At 46.6% G+C, this 17,821-nt stretch carries 17 protein-coding genes and 3 tRNA genes; 15 read left to right on the top strand and 5 right to left on the bottom strand.

Going from position 1 to position 17,821, the window contains the following annotated elements:
- The 9 genes from Q0117_RS06100 to msrB all read left to right on the top strand — a co-directional run.
- On the top strand, positions 1-818 hold an 818-nt coding region (locus tag Q0117_RS06100), incomplete at its 5' end, for an AIR synthase related protein (RefSeq protein ID WP_297923749.1).
- Positions 819-821: 3 nt separating this feature from the next.
- Entirely contained in the window at positions 822-1,808 is a 987-nt protein-coding gene (locus tag Q0117_RS06095) for a DnaJ domain-containing protein (protein WP_297923747.1), read from the top strand.
- Between the two features lie 131 nt (positions 1,809-1,939).
- Positions 1,940-2,581, top strand: a complete 642-nt coding sequence (locus Q0117_RS06090; protein ID WP_297923745.1) for a hypothetical protein — start codon at positions 1,940-1,942, stop codon at positions 2,579-2,581.
- 16 nt (positions 2,582-2,597) lie between these two features.
- On the top strand, positions 2,598-3,209 hold the full coding sequence (locus tag Q0117_RS06085; RefSeq protein ID WP_297923743.1) for a hypothetical protein: 612 nt from the start codon (positions 2,598-2,600) through the stop codon (positions 3,207-3,209).
- A gap of 14 nt (positions 3,210-3,223) precedes the next feature.
- Positions 3,224-3,847: a hypothetical protein gene (locus Q0117_RS06080; RefSeq protein ID WP_297923741.1), complete on the top strand. Its 624-nt coding sequence runs from the start codon at positions 3,224-3,226 to the stop codon at positions 3,845-3,847.
- A 26-nt stretch (positions 3,848-3,873) separates the two neighbouring features.
- Complete coding sequence (locus Q0117_RS06075; RefSeq protein ID WP_297923739.1) at positions 3,874-4,905, top strand: hypothetical protein; 1,032 nt, start codon at positions 3,874-3,876, stop codon at positions 4,903-4,905.
- Between the two features lie 481 nt (positions 4,906-5,386).
- Entirely contained in the window at positions 5,387-5,977 is a 591-nt protein-coding gene (locus tag Q0117_RS06070; protein ID WP_297923738.1) for a hypothetical protein, read from the top strand.
- A 16-nt stretch (positions 5,978-5,993) separates the two neighbouring features.
- Entirely contained in the window at positions 5,994-7,532 is a 1,539-nt protein-coding gene (purH, locus tag Q0117_RS06065) for a bifunctional phosphoribosylaminoimidazolecarboxamide formyltransferase/IMP cyclohydrolase (protein WP_297923736.1), read from the top strand.
- An 822-nt stretch (positions 7,533-8,354) separates the two neighbouring features.
- A complete protein-coding gene (gene msrB, locus Q0117_RS06060) occupies positions 8,355-9,419 on the top strand; it encodes a peptide-methionine (R)-S-oxide reductase MsrB (protein WP_297923735.1) in 1,065 nt (354 codons plus the stop codon).
- 1,121 nt (positions 9,420-10,540) lie between these two features.
- On the opposite strand, the gene Q0117_RS06055 is transcribed toward msrB, so the two are convergent.
- Positions 10,541-11,164 (bottom strand): hypothetical protein, encoded by a 624-nt coding sequence (locus Q0117_RS06055; protein ID WP_297923734.1) that lies wholly within the window; start codon positions 11,162-11,164, stop codon positions 10,541-10,543.
- Positions 11,165-11,548: 384 nt separating this feature from the next.
- Between Q0117_RS06055 and Q0117_RS06050 the strand changes: the two genes are divergently transcribed.
- The 6 genes from Q0117_RS06050 (at position 11,549) to Q0117_RS06025 (ending at position 14,942) form a co-directional block, all read left to right on the top strand.
- A tRNA-Arg gene (locus Q0117_RS06050) sits at positions 11,549-11,625 on the top strand.
- Positions 11,626-11,689: 64 nt separating this feature from the next.
- On the top strand, positions 11,690-12,682 hold the full coding sequence (locus Q0117_RS06045; RefSeq protein ID WP_297923732.1) for an agmatine deiminase family protein: 993 nt from the start codon (positions 11,690-11,692) through the stop codon (positions 12,680-12,682).
- Positions 12,683-12,702: 20 nt separating this feature from the next.
- Positions 12,703-13,893 carry a carbon-nitrogen hydrolase gene (locus Q0117_RS06040; RefSeq protein WP_297923731.1) on the top strand — a complete coding sequence of 397 codons (1,191 nt, stop codon included), beginning with the start codon at positions 12,703-12,705 and terminating at the stop codon, positions 13,891-13,893.
- Positions 13,894-14,171: 278 nt separating this feature from the next.
- Positions 14,172-14,579 (top strand): type II secretion system protein, encoded by a 408-nt coding sequence (locus Q0117_RS06035; RefSeq protein WP_297923729.1) that lies wholly within the window; start codon positions 14,172-14,174, stop codon positions 14,577-14,579.
- Between the two features lie 173 nt (positions 14,580-14,752).
- Positions 14,753-14,827: transfer RNA gene (locus Q0117_RS06030), tRNA-Gln, on the top strand.
- Between the two features lie 40 nt (positions 14,828-14,867).
- Positions 14,868-14,942, top strand: a tRNA-Met gene (locus Q0117_RS06025).
- Positions 14,943-15,049: 107 nt separating this feature from the next.
- Here the strand turns inward: Q0117_RS06025 and Q0117_RS06020 are convergent.
- The 4 genes from Q0117_RS06020 to Q0117_RS06005 form a co-directional block, all read right to left on the bottom strand.
- Positions 15,050-15,916: a site-specific integrase gene (locus Q0117_RS06020; RefSeq protein WP_297923727.1), complete on the bottom strand. Its 867-nt coding sequence runs from the start codon at positions 15,914-15,916 to the stop codon at positions 15,050-15,052.
- An 11-nt stretch (positions 15,917-15,927) separates the two neighbouring features.
- Positions 15,928-16,149, bottom strand: a complete 222-nt coding sequence (locus Q0117_RS06015; RefSeq protein WP_297923725.1) for a hypothetical protein — start codon at positions 16,147-16,149, stop codon at positions 15,928-15,930.
- A gap of 35 nt (positions 16,150-16,184) precedes the next feature.
- Positions 16,185-17,216, bottom strand: a complete 1,032-nt coding sequence (gene dcm / locus Q0117_RS06010) for a DNA (cytosine-5-)-methyltransferase (protein ID WP_297923723.1) — start codon at positions 17,214-17,216, stop codon at positions 16,185-16,187.
- Positions 17,217-17,228: 12 nt separating this feature from the next.
- Positions 17,229-17,821, bottom strand: a 593-nt coding sequence (locus Q0117_RS06005; protein ID WP_297923721.1) for a hypothetical protein, incomplete at its 5' end; no start/stop codon positions are given.

The raw sequence follows: 17,821 nt of genomic DNA, 5'->3' as shown, positions 1-17,821 counted from the left end.
GCAACACGCGGATGAATTACGTCCATCCTCGCATAGGCGCGGCGCTCGCGGTAGCATCGGCAGGGCGAAAGGTCGCTATGAGCGGCGCGACGCCTCTAGCCATCACCGACTGCCTGAACTACGGTAATCCGCAAAATCCCGAGGTTATGTGGCAGTTCGCGCAGGGCTGCGAGGGGATCAAACAGGCTTGCGCCGCGCTAAATACCCCGGTCATCAGCGGCAACGTAAGCCTTTATAACGAAACAGGCGGCGTTAGCATCCAGCCCACTCCCGCGATCGTATGCGTGGGAACGAATGAGGGCGAGATCATCCCTAGCGATTTTTGCGCTAGCGGCGTGAGCGTCTATCTGGTAGGCGATACGAAGGGCGTCTTTGCGGGCTCGCTTTATATGAAAGCGGTGGAAAATCGCGTCGCAGGCAGCCTGCCTGAGTTAAATTTAAAGGCAGAGCGTGCGCTGTGGGACTTCGCGATCGAGGCGGGCAGGAGTAGGGTTTTGGAATTTGCAAACTCAGTAGGAATCGGCGGCGTGGCGATCACGCTTGCGAAGATGGCGTGCGTGGGCGGCGTAGGCGGCGAATTTGAGATGAGTTGCGATGATAGCAGAGATATTTTCGACGAGAGCTTTTCGCGCGCGATTTTCGGCGTCCGCGACGAGGCGAAATTTAAAGAGCTGGCCGCAAAATACGGGCTAAGCTTGATGCGTCTAGGCACCAGCGGCGGCGAAACGTTTCGTATAAATTCCGTCCGTAAAAAGCTCGCTGCGCTAAAAGAAATTTACTTCGGCGAGTTTGCCAAGATCGTAAAGAGCGAAGATTAGCGCGTGCTTAGCATCATATTTCTTTTAATTGCGCTATATATTTTCGCGCAGATCGGCGTGGCTTTCGGCAACTTCGGCTATCGCGGCAAGGCTCAAATGCAGCTAGCAGAGGCTAAAATTTTAGTAGCGCTTCTAGCCAAGGTCGCCAAAAGCGACGGGTACGTAAGCGAGTCCGAAGCCGCGATGATAAGCGAAATTTTAGACGATTTGGTGCGCCAAATGGGCGCTGGCGAACGCGAACGCCAGGCGCTGAAGCTCGTCTATAAGCTCGAGAAAGAAAACCTCGCAAACGCGCGCGAGCTCGCCGAAAAATATAACCAAACCTACCGCCCGAGCCCGAGCCGCAAAACGGGGCTAATCTATTTCTTTTTAAATTTAGCCTACGTCGATCGCGGTTTTAGCGCGGCAGAGCGGCGCACAATCTCGCAGATTTGCGACGGATTGGGCATTGCAGAGCATATCCAAAGTCAGATATTCGCGACCTTTGAGCGCAGCTTTTACGGCACATATTACGAAAACGGCGGCTCGCAAAGCAGCTCCGCTTACGACGGATACGACGGCTATAGCACAAGAAGCGGCGGGTACTGGGACAAATACGGCGGCAGAAGCACTGGCGGCTACGGAAGCAGCAGTTATGGCGGCGGCACGGGCTACGACTATGGCGGCTCTGCCGGTTCGGGCTACGGAGGCTCGCAAAGCTCGAGCGGTTCATACGGCGGCGGATATTCTGGTGGGTATGGTAGCGGCTATTCGGGCGGCTCGCAAAGCTCTGCTAAAAGCAAAAGAGATCCGTATGAAATTTTGGGACTCTCCAAGGACGCTACGTTTAGCGAGATCAAGAAAAAATATCGCGAGCTCGTGAAAAAATACCACCCCGACATCCTGATGGGCAAGGGTGCGGACGAGGAGATCATCCAGGAGGGCACGAAGAGGCTTCAGGAGATCAACGAGGCGTATAAAATTTTAAAGGAGCGCTTCGGCGAGAAGTAGGGCGAGCAAATTTTAAAATTTGAGGGCGTAAAACGCCTTGAAATTTTAAGATGGATCGCGATACGGCGACAAGGTGCGCAGATAAAAGCGGATCAAATCCGCGGCGTCAAATTAAATTTAAGGAGTGATAAATGAAAAATTTTATAATTTTTGCCGTTTTGGCGGCACTGCTTGGAGGATGCGCGGGCAAAAAAGATCAAAACGGAATTGCCGACTCGGAAGATATCGCAATGTTAAGCTTTGACAAAAATATTTCCACCAGATACCGAGCCCATAACGGAAAACTCTATAAAAATGGCAAAGTGTTAGGCAAATATCTTACGGCACCGGGACTTGGTACGCACATTTATACTGATGAAATGGGAAATGGTTATATAGATCCCAGCGCGACAAAGGAACATAATTCTAAAAAAATTACGGAGATAATATTCGTTCCGAACGAATTTATTAAAGTGATCTCTTATAGCCATAATGACGGCGTTTGTAAAGCATTGTCCGCAGGAAAATATGTACATATAAAGGAGTATATCACTATATATTCACGAGGCGAGCCGATCGTGGCATATAGTTATGATGTTTTGATGTCAAGAAAAGGAATGGGGAAAATTTCATCCAGGTATAATTTCGTTAATGAAAAGTTATCTTATGTGGATAAAAAAATTTTAGAAAAACTAAATTCGACAGTAGCAGATCATGTGAAAAAATCCGTCGTGCTTAGCGGTGCTACGCTTCTTGGTCTGCTTTGCAGAGAAAAGTCTAAAAGGTTGGATTAAATTTAAGGAGTGATAAATGAAAAATTTTATAATTTTTGCCGTTTTGGCGGCACTACTTGGGGGATGTGGGATATTGCGCCCGGCTAAGAGCGATAAGGAGTTTAAATTTTACGACGGCAACAAAACCATGATCTATAAATTTGTCGGCGAGGATCTGTATGAAAACGGCAGAAATTTAGGCTCCTATTCTATGGATAGAGGCGAGTTTAGGATGCTTGTGCTCGACGAGGCGGGCAAGTCTTACGGCAACAATTACAAGTCCGCGCTGAATGCCAAGAGGATGAAATTTTATCTTTTTAACGACGAAAGGGCAATGGTATTTAGCATTTGGCACAAAGATGGGATTTGCAGCGTCTATAACGCCGGCAGATACGTAAATTTCGACTATACTTCAAATATGTTCAAAGACGGCGATTGGCTTTATGCGGACGGTAGAATTTCAAAAAGCGAGAGCTCGGTGCAAAATATGAGTTCAAAAACGTTGAGCGCATATAAAAATATGAATTTTGAAAAAGCGGTCGATCGCAAAGATACGAAATATATCGCGGAGGAGTTGGCTGTGGCTGGATTTTTCAAAAAGACGATCGAGGGTCTTAGAACCATGATCTTAGACGATTTTTGCAGATAAACTTCGGAGGATTTATGGATAAAATTAAAATTTTAGCGCTGCTTGCGGCAGCGGTGCTGCTTACAGGCTGTATGAAGATAAAGTATTCGCAAGCCGAGCTGCATCCGGAAAATTCCGTGATGATGAGCTATGACGGGCAGACCGTCACCGAGTATAAAATTTCAGGCGGCGTGCTTTTAAAAGATGATGCAATCTTAGGAAGATACGAAGAGGCGGGCTCCAATCTCTATCTATTTACGGACGAAAGAGGGATGAACGTGGCTGGGGATCAAATTTCGCAAAGAGCTCTAAATAAATTTACGATCTACGTTTTTACGCCCAATAAAGAGCTACGAATCGCCGAGTATTCCGCAAGCGGCGGCGTTTGCAAGGCCTTTGCGGAGGGCAAATTCGTAAGCCTAAAAGAGCACTTTAGCGGCTATGCTTCCTCCGCGCCGCTTTATTCATACTCGTTTTCAGCTTCGGTGTCGCAAAGCTCCAGCGCAAACGTGATCTCACGCTATGAATACGTGGGCTCAAGACTAAAAAATAGTAGGGCGTTTTTGCAAAGCCCGCATACGGCTCTAGGCAATACGGTTAAAGAGAGCATCGAGTGGCACCAAGACAAATTGCGCGATATTTGTAAGTTAAAATTTTAAAACCAAACCAACACGAAAGGGAAAACATGGGATTTTTATCCAAAGACGAAGAGCCGCAGAAGCATGGCGCTAAAAAGGCGGCAAAGCAACCGCCGATCTTGATGAAGCAAACGCAAGAGGTGATCACCAATATCGAGAAATATCTGGGCGCGCCACTGCTTACCTACTTCAATTCGGGCGCGGGTAGCGTCTGCGGCAACGACGCGATCAGTATCAACGACCACCTAAAGGGCAAGCATTTCGAAAAACTCTACCTTTACATCAAATCTGACGGCGGCAGCGGCATAGCATCGCTTAAGATCGTTTCGATCCTGCGCAACCACTGCGACGAGCTGATCGCTCTAGTGCCTGCAAACTGCGCTTCGGCGGCTACGATGATGGCGCTTGGGGCGAATAAAATTTTAATGGGGCCGCTGGGCTATCTCACGTCGGTCGATACTTCGCTGCGCCACGAGCTTTCACCGGTTACGAACACAAACGATCAAGCCAACGTTTCGATGGACGAGCTAAGCCGCGTGGTGAAGCTTTGGAAAAATAACGAGCGCCCGAACGACGAGAACCCGTACAAGGAGCTTTATAAATATATCCATCCGCTCGTTTTCGGCGCCGTTGATCGCGCAAGCAGCCTGTCGCTTAAAATTTGCCGCGAAATTCTGCGCTATCACTTCGAAGATGAGCAAAAGATCGCCTTTATCAGCGACAAGCTAAACAGCGGCTATCCGTCGCACGACTATCCGATCTTATTTAGAGAGGCTAATGAGCTTGGACTTCAGGTCGAGAAGATGGATACGCGCCTAAGCGAGATGCTTCAAATTTTAAACGAGCTCTACGCCGAGATGGGGCAGCGTACCTTCACCGACTTCGACGAGAACAACTACCACGACAACAACATCGCCAACATCATCGAAATTTCGGGATGCCAGATCTACTATCAGATCGACAAGGACTGGTTTTATCGCGAGGAGGAGAAGCGCTGGATCGTGCTAAACGATGAGAGCTCGTGGCGCAAAAACGAGATCGACGGCAAAAATATCAAAAACAGCATCTATTATATTTAGTGCGGTTTTTGGGTCTCGTGCCGCTTTAAATTTGCGGCTTGTAAAATTTAAATCGGCGCGCAAAATTTAAATGAGCAGCAGCGCAAGGTGCGATTGATGATGACATAGCCGCGCTTATGGACGAACTGGAAAATAGGATGTGCAGGTAAATTTAAAATTTTAAAAGCGGCAAAAGCAAGCGCCAACCTAGCTTGGCGATAAAAGCTGCGCCGTGAAATTTTAAATTTAGCCGATTTGTGCCGATCTTTTCGACTAAGCTTACGCTGCGGTTTAAATTTACGTTTCGCGTCGCGGCTTTTAAATTTAGCCTTTGCAAGCGGCGCAAAATTTTAAAATTTGCGTCCGCGCGAGTAAAACGGCGGCATTTGAGAAGCAAATTTAAAATTTGCGCGCGGTAAATGCGGTAAATTTAGTAAATTTCGCTTTGCTGATTTTTGCTTTATAAATTCGATAAAATTTTAAAATTTAAAGGATTTTTGCGATGAAATTTTTTATCTCGTCTCTGTTTTTGGCTCTGTCGCTGCTCGGCTGCGCGGGCAAAAACTCGCCTGCAAGCGATGAAATCTACGTTCTTTCGGACGAGCTTGGGGAAACGAAATACGCTCTTTACGGCGGCAATCTCTACGAAAACGGCGCGATTTTAGGCCCTTACGAAACGCGCGGCGATGCGAAGCTTGCGATTTTAGGCGGTAACGGCGCAAATTTAGACAAAAACGCAAAGCTCATAAAACTATATTTTTTCGAGCGCAGATACGGCGCGATCTACGCCGTAAGCCACAAAAACGGGGTCTGCGCCGAGTACAATAAGGGAAATTTCGTAGATTTTCAAATTTTATTTAATATTTTTCAAAGCAAAGAGTGGTTTAATTATAGCGGCAGCATTTCTTCGGGCGGCGAGAGGCTAAAAGAGCTGAGTTCGGCGCGCATGGCGAAATTTAAAGGCGCAAAGCTCGGCGCGGCAGATGAAAAGATGAGGCGCGAGTATCAAGAGGCTCGCCGCGAGGCGATTTTGTATTTTCAGCTTAACGCAAACGATATGCGCGAGCTGATTTTTAAAAAACTATGCGAATAAATCAAAAGGAGAAAAGATGAGAGCGTTAATCAGCGTCAGCGATAAAGAGGGCATTCTAGAATTTGCCAAAGGGCTGGAAAAACTCGGTTTTGAGATTTTAAGCACGGGCGGTACGCATAAATTGCTTTTGCAAAATGGCGTGAAAGCAGCGGAAGTGAGCGAGTACTCGGGCTCGCCCGAGATGTTTGAGGGGCGGGTTAAGACCCTGCATCCAAAGATTCACGGCGGAATTTTATATAAGCGAAACGACGCAAATCACGTAAGCCAAGCCGCACAGCACGACATCGGCGGCATCGATCTCGTGTGCGTAAATTTATATCCTTTTAAAGCGACCGTAGCTCGCACCGACGATTTTTCCGAGATTATCGAAAATATCGACATCGGCGGCCCCGCGATGGTTCGAAGCGCGGCTAAAAATTTTGCTAGCGTCTATGTCGTCACGAGTCCGCTTGATTACGATGCGGTTTTGAAAATTTTGGCGAGCGCGGACGAGAGCGAGAAGCTGAAATTTAGGCAAAATTTAATGATAAAAGCTTATGAGCACACCGCAGCCTACGACGCGATGATCGCAAACTATATGAACGAGCGCTTTAACGGCGGCTTCGGCGCGAAAAAATTTATCACGGGCAGCAAGGTATTCGACACTCGATACGGCGAAAATCCGCACCAAAAGGGCGCGCTGTACGAGTTCGAGGACTTTTTTAGCAAGCACTTTAAGAGCCTAAAGGGCGAGGCGAGCTTTAACAATATGACCGATATGCACGGCGCGCTGATGCTCGCTAGCAGCTTCGGGGAGGCGCCCGCGGTAGCGATCTGCAAGCATGCTAATCCATGCGGCTTCGCCGTAAAGGGGAGCCTGCTTGAAAGCTACGTAGAGGCGCTAAAATGCGATCCAGTCTCGGCATACGGCGGCGTCGTGGCGATAAACGGCGTTTTGGACGAGGAGTTGGCGCATAAAATCAATGAAATTTTTGTCGAAGTTATCCTCGCCGCTCGCGTCACGCCCGCAGCGCTTGCGGTATTTGAAAAGAAAAAGCGTATTAAAATTTTCGAGCAGGGCGGGGAGTTTTTAATTCGCGAAAACGACAAGTATGATTTTAAATTTATAGACGGCGGCTTTGTGTATCAGCAGCGCGACTACGTGGGCGCGGGCGAGGTCGCAAACGCCCGCTGCGTCACGGGGCGCGCGGCTAGCCAGAGCGAGCTTAGCGATCTAAAAATCGCGTGGCAGATCGCCGCGCTTACGAAGAGCAACTGCGTGGTTTACGTCAAAAATCGGGCGATGGTCGCGATCGGCATGGGTATGACGAGCCGCGTGGACGCCGCGCGTGCGGCAGTGGCCAAGGCTCGCGACGTGGGCGTCGATCTGAGCGGCTGCGCGCTTGCCAGCGAGGCGTTTTTCCCGTTTAAAGACAGCATCGAGATCGCCCATGCCGCGGGCGTCGCGGCGGTCGTGCAGCCCGGCGGCAGCATCCGCGACGATGAGGTGATCGCAAGCGCCGACGAGTTCGGCATGGCGATGTATTTTACGGGAGTGCGCCACTTTTTGCACTAAATTTCACTCGCCTGCGTCGGGGCGGATTTCGTTGCGTAGCTTCGTAACTTTTTATGCCGTTGCAAATCTTAAAAACCGCGCCGGAGCGTATCTCGTAGCGCTAGCTTCATTGCGCGCGGTACGGATCTAATGCACGATACTTTGTTACGCGCCAACGCGGTGCGGACCCGGCTACCTCCGCTACGCAGCCGTGCGCGATGTAAATTTGGCTGTGCTCCGATACGCGGCGAGCGTGATGCGAATCGGACTACTTGCGTTTTGCCATACGGCTATGCGGCGCCGATTTGGCTGCGCAGCATACTGCTTCGTAGCGGTGCGGCGCAGTTTAAATTTAATTGTATGCCGCCCTTAAATGGTCGCGAAATTTTATCTCGCAGCGGCGACGCGTAAATTTTAAATTTAATCTCACAAAGCGTCTGACCTACCGCTATGTCCGTGCAGTTTGATATAAATTTATTGGCTTAAATTTACAAGAGCCGCTCGGTTGCGTTTTGCTAGGAATTTTAAAATTTACGCAAGTTCACGGACTTTGTCGCGCTCTAAATTTTAAAATTTACGTAGAATAGTGCGGCGCATGCGGCTTGGGCGCATGTTTTATTGCGACGCGCGATTTTGGCGCAGCCTTAGCGCGGTTTTATTACAGCGCGCAGCTTAGCGGTAAATTTTTGCGGTAGCCTCAAATTTTGAGGCAAATTTTACCGCGCCGCGCTCGCGCGTCTTTAAATTTCGCCGTTTGTGGTAAATATCAAGCAGGGCAAAATTTCACTCTCATTTCATTTATGGATTGTAAAATTGCGCAAAATTTAAAACGAAAGGATCAAAATGAAAATTTTCAAAGCCTTAATCTGCCTCTTTGCATTAGCGGCGGGTTATTTAGTCGCGCTAAATGCCGCAGGCGGCAGCGCGGCGGATGCAAATTTTAAAGTTAAAGGGGGCGGTATGAACGCAAATGTGAAAGAAATTTATCTAGCAGGCGGCTGCTTTTGGGGTATGGAGGCATATTTCAAGCAGCTTGACGGCATAGTCGCGACGCAGGTGGGCTACGCCAACGGCAAGAGCGATCAGGCAAGCTACGAGGGACTGCATAGCAGCGACCACGCCGAGACGCTACACTTAAAATACGACGCCAACGTCATCAGCGAGCCTGAAATTTTGGCGCATTATTTCCGCATCATCGATCCGTTCTCGGTCGACAAGCAGGGTAACGACCGCGGGCGCCAGTATCGCACAGGCATCTACTACACCGACGAGGCGAGCGGCGAGCTAGCGCGCTTTTTCATAGCCGCGCAGCAGGCGAAATTTAAAGAAAAGATCGCCGTAGAAGTGGCGCCGCTAAGGAATTTCGTCCGTGCCGAGGAGTATCATCAGGACTATCTCGGTAAAAACCCCGGCGGATACTGCCACATCGATCTGCGCCTAGCCAAAAAGCCGCTTGAGGACGATGAGAAATTTAAAGTGCAAAGCAAGGAGGAGCTGAAGAAAAATTTAACCGAGCTTCAGTATCAAGTCACGCAAGAAAAGGCGACCGAGCGGCCGTTTTCGAGCGAATACGACAAGAATTATAAAAAGGGCATTTACATCGACATCGTGTCGAAAAAGCCGCTTTTTTCATCCACCGATAAATTTGACGCAGGCTGCGGCTGGCCGAGCTTTTCAAAGCCAATAACGACCGATGCGATCGCGTACGCGCAAGATGACAGCCACGGCATGCAGCGCGTCGAGGTCTCAAGCCGCGTAGGAGGCAGCCATTTGGGGCACGTCTTTGATGACGGACCGAGAGAGAAGGGCGGTATGAGATACTGCATCAACGGCGCGAGTTTGAAATTTATACCGCTTGAGGAGATGGACGCGCTAGGCTACGGGGATTATAAAATTTACGTGCAGTAACGCGGGCCGTGGCTTTGGCTCGGCAGTCGGTTAGTTTTATACGGCTCGACTGCCGATCGGTTGGCAGTATATTGCTTCGGCAGTCGGTCATTTTGTAACTCGGGCGCGCGCTCCTCTAGTCTGCGGCTACTGCTTTTGGCAGTCGGTCGCTTTTATACGGCTCCGCTATCGATAAATTCGGCGGCTATACGATCGATTTTTAATCGGTCGGTTGCCGATCGGTTTGGCTGGCGGCTAGTCTAATTTGCGGTCGAGCGGAAGCTTGACGATCGGCGGACGGCTTGGTGGTTTGATGATTTATCGGCGGATAAATTGGCTTGGCGGCTAAGGATGGAATTTTAAAATTCCAAATACGATAAAAATTTAGCGGCAGTGGAATTTTAAAAATTTATCGATACGGAATTTCATGCGGCGCGAGCCGCTAAATAAAAATGCGCGGACGCAGTCCGCCCCGCTAGCGTCGTCGGAGGTTGGGTGGGGTTTGGGGCGGGAAGGGGAGCGACCTCGCAATTCAAGCTCCCTTCCCGCCCCAAGAAACAGAAAATATGGCATAAATTTCACAAGCCGTGGATTCGGCGATAAAATTTTGAAATTTTATCTCTTAAAATATAATAAGTGTAGCATGCTTAGCAAGAGATGCGGCGTAAAATTTGGAATTCCGCAACGAAAACGGCGTCTATGCAATGCCCGCTCTGCATCCGCGTCGCAAATTTTAATTTAGGATAAAATTTTGATGACGAGCCCCGCGCAAAATAGAAAAATCCCCGCATAGATCACTAAAACGGCGCGATTATCGCATAATGTATGATGAGCTCGAAAAAATTGTAGATTATGTGCTTGTTTTTGGGCTCTTTAAATTTTAATTCTAGCGGCTCGTTCGAATCAAACGGCGTGTTGGAGCGCAAAATGTGCCTCAGACTTAAACATCCAGCGCACGAAATCTATTTTATTGTGCTTCATATAGTCTTTGCCGATCCCGCATACGCCGTTTATATAGCATCCAAAAGCCGCCGAAAAACAAAATGAGCCCGATGTCGATCAGCTTATCCGCCATAGCGATCTTTCCTTTGTCTTTTAAATTTAGAAATCTAGCCCGCCGTATTTGCTATCTCGCCGTTTGCCTATTGAAATTCTAATTTCGCGGGATTGCATTCTTTGTCGGCTTTGCAATCTTGCAATTTTTTGATGATTTTATTGAAATGTTCTTTGTTATGCGCCAAATCTCGCGTCATTGTTGCGTATTTTATTACCTCGTCTATGTCAAAAGAATAATGTAGATATGTTAGAGCGCAAAGAAAACAAGAATTTATAATCTGACCGACTTCGCAGCCTCTTACTAGCCGTTCTAAACCTAACGGAATTCTGCTTGTTTTAATTAGAATTTCGCCCGCCAAATCACAAGCTTCAAAATTTTCTCTGCCATTTTTTTCAAAGCATTTCGTATTTAAAGTTTCTAACAATTTTTCACAGGTGCTGTATTTTCCATTGCCAAAATCGCACTCCTTTATAAATTGCGAAATTTTTGGAGAATAAATTTTATCGCAACCTATGTAGTAGTGCGAAGCGTCGCAACTAACTTTCGCTTTGCCATACTCTTCGGCAGACAGCTTCAAAAACCCGTCGCTTAAAATTTTAACTCCCGCAGAATTTTGTCCTTGCACCTCGCTCGACTCCGTATCTTGCATCGCAAAAGCAGCTTCGCTAAAACCGAGCCACAGCACAAACGCCAAAAAGACTTTTTTCATTTTATCTCCCACGTTAATTTTATTACTTGCTTATGATACCTAAAAAGCGATAAATTTTATTTATTTTGCGTGGGATTTGGGCTGCAAAGTTGTAAAATTTTTAGGATATTTTAAATTTGGCTCGCGGAATTTTAAGTAGGATAAATTTTAAATTCCAAGATGCGAGCAGAATCCTTAGTTAAATTTCGGCACGATACAAGGTAAATTTGAGTAGGTTAAAATTCTTGCACGTTGGAATTTAAACGAAAAACTAGGCGTCGCGATCTGGCAAACACAAAAATGTAAAAAAATGTGAAGCTGAAATTTATCGCATGTCGAAATTTAAACCGTCTTTTTGGCTAAATTTAAGCTAAAAACGCTATAATCCCGTTTCTTTTATTTCGTGCGCTCGTAGCTCAGCTGGATAGAGCATTTGATTGCGGTTCAAAAGGTCGGGGATTCGAATTCCTCCGGGCGCACCATCCACAAATATCTTTTTAAACCGAGCTTCGCTATAATCCGTGAAATTTTAATCTTGGAGCAAAAATGAGAGCATTCGCCGAATGGGAGGAGCAAGAGGCGCTTTTGGTGTCTTTGCCGCACGCAGGTACCGACTGGGCGCCGTATTTAGGCGAGATACGGGCGGTTTATCGCGACTTTATCGCCGCCGCAGCGAGGTTTGAGCCGGTCGTCGCGATCGCGCCTAGCCGCGAGGATTTTGAGCAAATTTGCGACGACTTCGCAAACGTCAGCTTCGTGCAAATCGATACTGACGATACGTGGATCCGCGATTACGGCGCGATCGACGTAGAGGAGGGCGGCAAAATCACGGGGCTAAATTTTCGTTTCAACGCCTGGGGCGGCAAGTTCGCAAGTGCTAAGGACGATGCGTTAAATTCTAAGCTTTACGCTGCGAGCGCTCGTCCGCTACGAGACATGGATCTGATCTTAGAAGGCGGCAGCGTCGATTTTGACGGCGCGGGCACGATGCTAACTACGAGCGCGTGTTTGCTAAACGAAAATCGCAACTCTCTAAGCAAGGCGGAGCTGGACGCGCGGCTGCGTGAAATTTTCGGGCTAAAAAAGATAATCTGGCTAGAGCGCGGCTTCATAAAAGGTGACGATACCGATAGCCACGTCGATACTCTTGCGCGCTTTTTAAACCCGCGCACTGTGGCTATTTCGTCGTGCGACGATCCTAGCGATCTGCACTATACGGAGCTTGGCGCGATGAGGAATGAAATTTTATCGCTCGGATACGACGTGATCGAACTGCCGATCCCGTGCGCGATCTTTTATCAGGGGCGCAGGCTGCCCGCGACTTACGCAAATTTCGTCTTTTTAAACGGCGCGCTCATCGTGCCCACCTACGCGGACCCCGCAGATCCGCACGATCCAAATCGCGCGGCGGACGAGCTGGCGCTGTCGCGTCTGCGTGCGGCGTGTGCGGATCGCGAAGTAGTGGGGGTGAATGCGCGCGTTTTCATCCGCCAAAACGGCTCGTTGCACTGTTCGTGCATGAATAAATTCAGGCTTTAAATTTAGACCTAAGGAACAATATGAAAATTTTAAAAGTTGGGCTGATTTCGCATAAATTTGAAGGTACCAAGGCGCGCACGATAGCGCATAGTATCGAGCTCATCGCGCGCGCAGCGACGAAGGGCGCGCAATTAATCGTTTTGCAAGAGCTTCATCAGACGCATTATTTTTGCCAGCGCGAAAATACCGAAAATTTTGATTACGTGCAGGATTTCGAGCGCGATTTGCGGCTGTGGAGCAAGGTGGCGAAGAGATTTGGCGTCGTGCTGGTAAGCTCGCTTTTCGAGCGCCGCGCCGCGGGGCTGTATCACAATACCGCCGTGGTCTTCGAGCGCGACGGCTCTATCGCGGGGCGGTATCGCAAGATGCATATCCCCGACGATCCGCAGTTTTACGAAAAATTTTATTTCACGCCGGGCGATCTGGGCTTTGAGCCCATAGATACGAGCGTGGGACGGCTCGGCGTGCTCGTGTGCTGGGATCAGTGGTATCCCGAGGCGGCGCGCGCGATGGCGCTACGGGGCGCCGAGCTGCTCATATATCCGACCGCGATCGGGTGGTTCGACGGCGACGGCGAGGACGAAAAAGCGCGTCAGCTGGAGGCTTGGGTCGCGGTACAGCGCGGGCATGCTGTAGCAAACTCCCTGCCCGTAATCGCCGTAAATCGCGTGGGCTTTGAGAGCGCCGCGCTTAGCGAAGTCTCGCCGGATGAAATTTTATCCGGAGGAAATGAAATTTCGGCAATAAGCGACGGCGGAGCAGCCAGCGATAAAATTTTACGCTCCGCGGATGCGAGCGACGATAGTAAAATTTTAAGCGAGGGCGGAATTTTATCTTTTAATAACGGGGCGCTAACGGATAGCGGTAAAATGGCGATCGGCGGCGAAATTTTGCCCGCGAAAAATGAGGTGGCGCGAGAGAATTTAAAGATCTCGATAGAGATCAAATTTAACGGCGAAACTTTAGAGGTACTGCCGAATAAACAGCGCGTAGAGCGGCTTGCCAGCGAAGAGGGGATTAGATTTTGGGGCAATAGCTTTGTTTTTGGCGCACAGGGCGAACAGCTGTTTCGCGCAAATAGCACCGATGAGCTATGTGAAGTCGTAACCATCGATATGCAAAGATGCGAAAATGTGCGCCGCTGGTGGCCGTTTCTGCGCGATAGATGTGTAGAGGAGTATGAAATTTTAACCAAGCGATACGGGCTGTAGTATCCTGTATCTCGAATAGACATATGGTTTATCGCGTGATGCACAAGAATGAAAGCAAATAATTTTTTATGGTATCAATGTGCAGAGGCGCCGCCGAAATGCATTAATAGACGAAATGAGCTTGAAATTTTGATTTTGAAATGCCTATAAAATCGGACTTTGTAAATAAATTGTAAAAAATTTGCCAAAAACTATTGACAATTTTTAAATTTTTCTCTATAATTACGCCAAGTTTCGCATATAGGTATGCGGAATGAATTTTATTTAAGGAGTAAACCATGAAAAAAGGTTTTACTATGATCGAGTTGATCTTTGTTATCGTTATTTTAGGTATTTTAGCAGCTGTTGCTATTCCAAGACTTGCAGCTACTCGTGATGATGCTGAGGTTTCTAAGGCAGCTTCTAACATTCAGACTATGGTAACAGATTTGGGTGCTTATTATACATCTCAAGGTAATTTTTCGACCGATGTTAGTGCTATGACAAATGTTGCTAATCCAGTAAAAGTTAAGTCATTAGAATGCTTTAAAGCTGTTGGTCCAAATAATGATACAATGTCTGTAACTGTTAATGATACTGGTTTATGCGGACAGGTTTGGGGCATGCCTGGTCTATCACAAATTAATGCCAGAATTAGTAAGGATACTGGTCTTAAGTTCGGTGGTAAAAACGTTAACTATAACTAATATTTTAGTATAGATATTTTTTTAAGGCTCTAGCTTCAGCTAGAGCCTTTTTTTGTTTATATAAATATAATTTATTCGTTGAGTCTTGCTGATTTTCATTAATCCGCTAATAGAGCTTAAGACTAATCTTGACTTTTGGTTAAAGTTTTTGTATAATTAAAGTCCTTTTTTGATGGGGTATAGCCAAGCGGTAAGGCAATTGGTTTTGGTCCAATCATTCGGAGGTTCGAATCCTCCTACCCCATCCATTTTGCGAATCGTATTCAAATTTATTCGCGCTTTTTGTATCGCAGAGTAGAGCAGTGGTAGCTCGTCGGGCTCATAACCCGAAGGTCGGTGGTTCAAATCCACCCTCTGCAACCAAACACCCATTACAAGGGCATTTGATAAAATCTTAAAATATTCTTATTTTTCTAATGGAAAGCATTAAGCTTATTTTAAGCGTATGGATCACAACGCTTATTTTTTACTTAAACAGAATTCATCAAATTTTCGATAGTATTTTTCGATTGTTTTATATTGGCAGTGATGTATTTTTGCGTAGTAATGATATTCGTATGACCGAGAGTAAAACTCACTTGTTCGATCGGTAACTTAAGATAATTAATACAGTAAGTGCCGATAAGATGCCTTATATCGTGAAGCCTGATTTTAGGTAGATTATTCCTCTTTAGCAAAGAATTCCAACTTCTACGCAGATCAACAAATTTTGTTTTAGTAGCAGGATTGATAAAGACGTAGCTATTTAGTTGATTATTCTGTTTTGCGGATATATAGCGTTTCAATAACCTTTTATAAAGCTCGTCGCTCATAGAATAGACCATGTCGCGCTTGGCTTTATTGATTTGAAAAGGTATAACGTAGGTTTTAGTTTTTAAATTTACATCGCTCCAACGCAAACTTAAGACCTCATTTTTACGCCTGCCGTGGAGTAGAAAAAAGAATATATCGGCACTATCCGCCTCATTCTCGCAAATAGCTTTTATAAATTGCCTTTGGACGGATAGCGGATAATCAAAATATCGCTTATTGTCAAATTTAGGCAGCTCGACGAAGTCGCAAGGATTTTTAGCTACAAGTTCGAGCTTTTGAGCAAATTTAAAGATTACGTGCAGCTTTGCAAGGATATTTTTAACGGTCTTGATTTTATAATCAGCCTTGATTAAGCCGTTACAGAGCCTTTGAATATCCAAAAAGCTTATATCGCTTACATCTTTTTCGCCCAAACTTGAAGCTATATGCTTCTTGTAGGTTGATATATCACTTTCTAAAGTATGCTTACGAAGTATCAGCTCGTAAAATTCTACATAATCGTTAAAAAGCTCATTAAGCAACATCGTAAAGCCTTTCACTTAAGCCTTTTATCACTTTTTAATAAGATCTTGCCATTCCTAACTATAAACATTTTTTTTCCTCTATCATCTTCAGTCAGAACCTTTAAACACTCTTTACAAATATGCTCATAAAAAAACCCAGTATAGTCCTGGACTTCCTTAGATACTTTGTAAATATCCATTGGATATCCATCATCAAGCTTATCGCATACATCACATTGATATCTTATAGACATCTCTCATCCTTTCAAATAAATTTTGAAAATTTTTCCTAAAACGGATACGGCATAACGCCGTTATTAGAATACTTAAATTCCAACTGTCTAAAAATCATCTCTACAACGTTTTGGCTCATAGCATTCCCCGCTTGTTTGTATATCTGCGTATCGCTCACTACGATTTTGAAATCATCATCTATGCCTTGCAGGCGTAGGCACTCTCTCGGAGTGAGTTTGCGTATGCGCTCGCTGCAGAGCGGATCGTTTTGCGCGAAAGAATTTGAGCTGATCGTAGGGCACAACTCAAGCTCGCCGCCTTTGTTGAAGCCTCGCGCTCGTTGGATGATGAAAGTATCCGTCCTACGTGCGCCCTGATTTGTAGTTAGCGTGTTGCTTACGCCGCCGAATTCCGAAACCGGGCGGAATTGCCCTTTGAATTTCGGATTCTTTCGCCTCATCCCGGCAATCGCGCGCTCGCTCAAAAAGTATTTTTCATTTACAAAGGGCTCTAGCATATCCCCAAGCGTGAGTTTCAAAGGCTTTTTCGGCGCAAAATGGAAGGAAAAATACCTATCCGCATCCAAAAAGCCCACTACATAAAGACGCTCTCTGTTTTGAGGGATGCCGTAGTCTTTTGTATTGAGAATTTCGGCGTGGCAGTGATAGCCGAGATCGCGCAAAGCGTTCAGGAAGTTCACATAGGCTTTGCCTTTTTCGATCGATAGAAAGCCTTTGACGTTTTCGAATACGAAAACCTCCGGGCGGCATTCTTTCACTATGCGACAGTATTGCCAGATGAGATTGCCGCGATCTCCCTCCGTGCCCGCTCGCTCTCCCACGATAGAAAAGTCTTGACAAGGGCTACCTCCTACGAGCACGTCTATTTGTCCGCGATACCTCGTAGCGTCTAGGGTGCGGACGTCCTCATAGGAAGGCACGTTTTGGTGGTTGCCTGCATTGGCTTCATAGCTGAGGCGGGCGAATTTGTCGATTTCGCAAGCAAAGATCGTGCCGCTACAGCCGAATACCTTGCGATGCGCCATCTCTGCTACGCCGATGCCTGAAAAGATAGTCGCAATATGCAAAATATTATCCTTTCAAAACGGATACGGCATAACGCCGTTATTTGAATACTTAAATTCGAGCTCTCTAATATCCTCAAGAGCGTGTTCCGTAAAATATCTGATATGATTTTTATATCGTTGCAAGAAGCCACGCTCAATCATCTCATTCTCAAGCGTAGCGTAATCTTGAACACTTAAAATGTCGTCGGTCATCTCTTTTTGGTTGTCGCGCCAGTATAATTTTAGGCGCTCGTCGCTCATATCTTTCCAAGCGGTGCGGAATATCTTATACGGGTTGTAATAAACTGGCTTAATACCGCTATTGTAAGCCTCCCTAATAGATTTAAGCTCGTGAGATTGGATTTTACCGCTACTTTGAGCCGGATTGATATTCTTTACGTATTCATGCTTAAGCCGACCGCAGACGTAATATAGCAGGTGTCCGTCCTCGTAGATTAGCTCCTCGGAAGTATATGGGATAGACATAAAAATGCTTTGGCTCTTATAATCCCATTCTATAAGCGTATCGTTGAAATCTTTTAGAATATTGAGGTTGCCTAGATCACGCAGACTTTTGATGAAATTTATCTTGCGATATACCCAAAGCGGGATTGGGTTTTGCGAGG

Source organism: uncultured Campylobacter sp. (assembly GCF_937997535.1).
Classification (GTDB): Bacteria; Campylobacterota; Campylobacteria; order Campylobacterales; family Campylobacteraceae; genus Campylobacter_B.
Note: the sequence above shows the minus strand (reverse complement) of the source record. Positions and strands in the feature narration are given on the sequence as shown.

What these genes read in the sequence shown, in the direction of transcription:
- Q0117_RS06090 (WP_297923745.1), top strand. Translation starts at nt 1,940, where the DNA reads ATGAAAAATTTTATAATTTTTGCCGTTTTGGCGGCACTGCTTGGAGGA.
- Q0117_RS06085 (WP_297923743.1), top strand. Translation starts at nt 2,598, where the DNA reads ATGAAAAATTTTATAATTTTTGCCGTTTTGGCGGCACTACTTGGGGGA.
- Q0117_RS06080 (WP_297923741.1), top strand. Translation starts at nt 3,224, where the DNA reads ATGGATAAAATTAAAATTTTAGCGCTGCTTGCGGCAGCGGTGCTGCTT.
- Q0117_RS06075 (WP_297923739.1), top strand. Translation starts at nt 3,874, where the DNA reads ATGGGATTTTTATCCAAAGACGAAGAGCCGCAGAAGCATGGCGCTAAA.
- Q0117_RS06070 (WP_297923738.1), top strand. Translation starts at nt 5,387, where the DNA reads ATGAAATTTTTTATCTCGTCTCTGTTTTTGGCTCTGTCGCTGCTCGGC.
- purH (WP_297923736.1), top strand. Translation starts at nt 5,994, where the DNA reads ATGAGAGCGTTAATCAGCGTCAGCGATAAAGAGGGCATTCTAGAATTT.
- msrB (WP_297923735.1), top strand. Translation starts at nt 8,355, where the DNA reads ATGAAAATTTTCAAAGCCTTAATCTGCCTCTTTGCATTAGCGGCGGGT.
- Q0117_RS06055 (WP_297923734.1), bottom strand. Translation starts at nt 11,164, where the DNA reads ATGAAAAAAGTCTTTTTGGCGTTTGTGCTGTGGCTCGGTTTTAGCGAA.
- Q0117_RS06045 (WP_297923732.1), top strand. Translation starts at nt 11,690, where the DNA reads ATGAGAGCATTCGCCGAATGGGAGGAGCAAGAGGCGCTTTTGGTGTCT.
- Q0117_RS06040 (WP_297923731.1), top strand. Translation starts at nt 12,703, where the DNA reads ATGAAAATTTTAAAAGTTGGGCTGATTTCGCATAAATTTGAAGGTACC.
- Q0117_RS06035 (WP_297923729.1), top strand. Translation starts at nt 14,172, where the DNA reads ATGAAAAAAGGTTTTACTATGATCGAGTTGATCTTTGTTATCGTTATT.
- Q0117_RS06020 (WP_297923727.1), bottom strand. Translation starts at nt 15,916, where the DNA reads ATGTTGCTTAATGAGCTTTTTAACGATTATGTAGAATTTTACGAGCTG.
- Q0117_RS06015 (WP_297923725.1), bottom strand. Translation starts at nt 16,149, where the DNA reads ATGTCTATAAGATATCAATGTGATGTATGCGATAAGCTTGATGATGGA.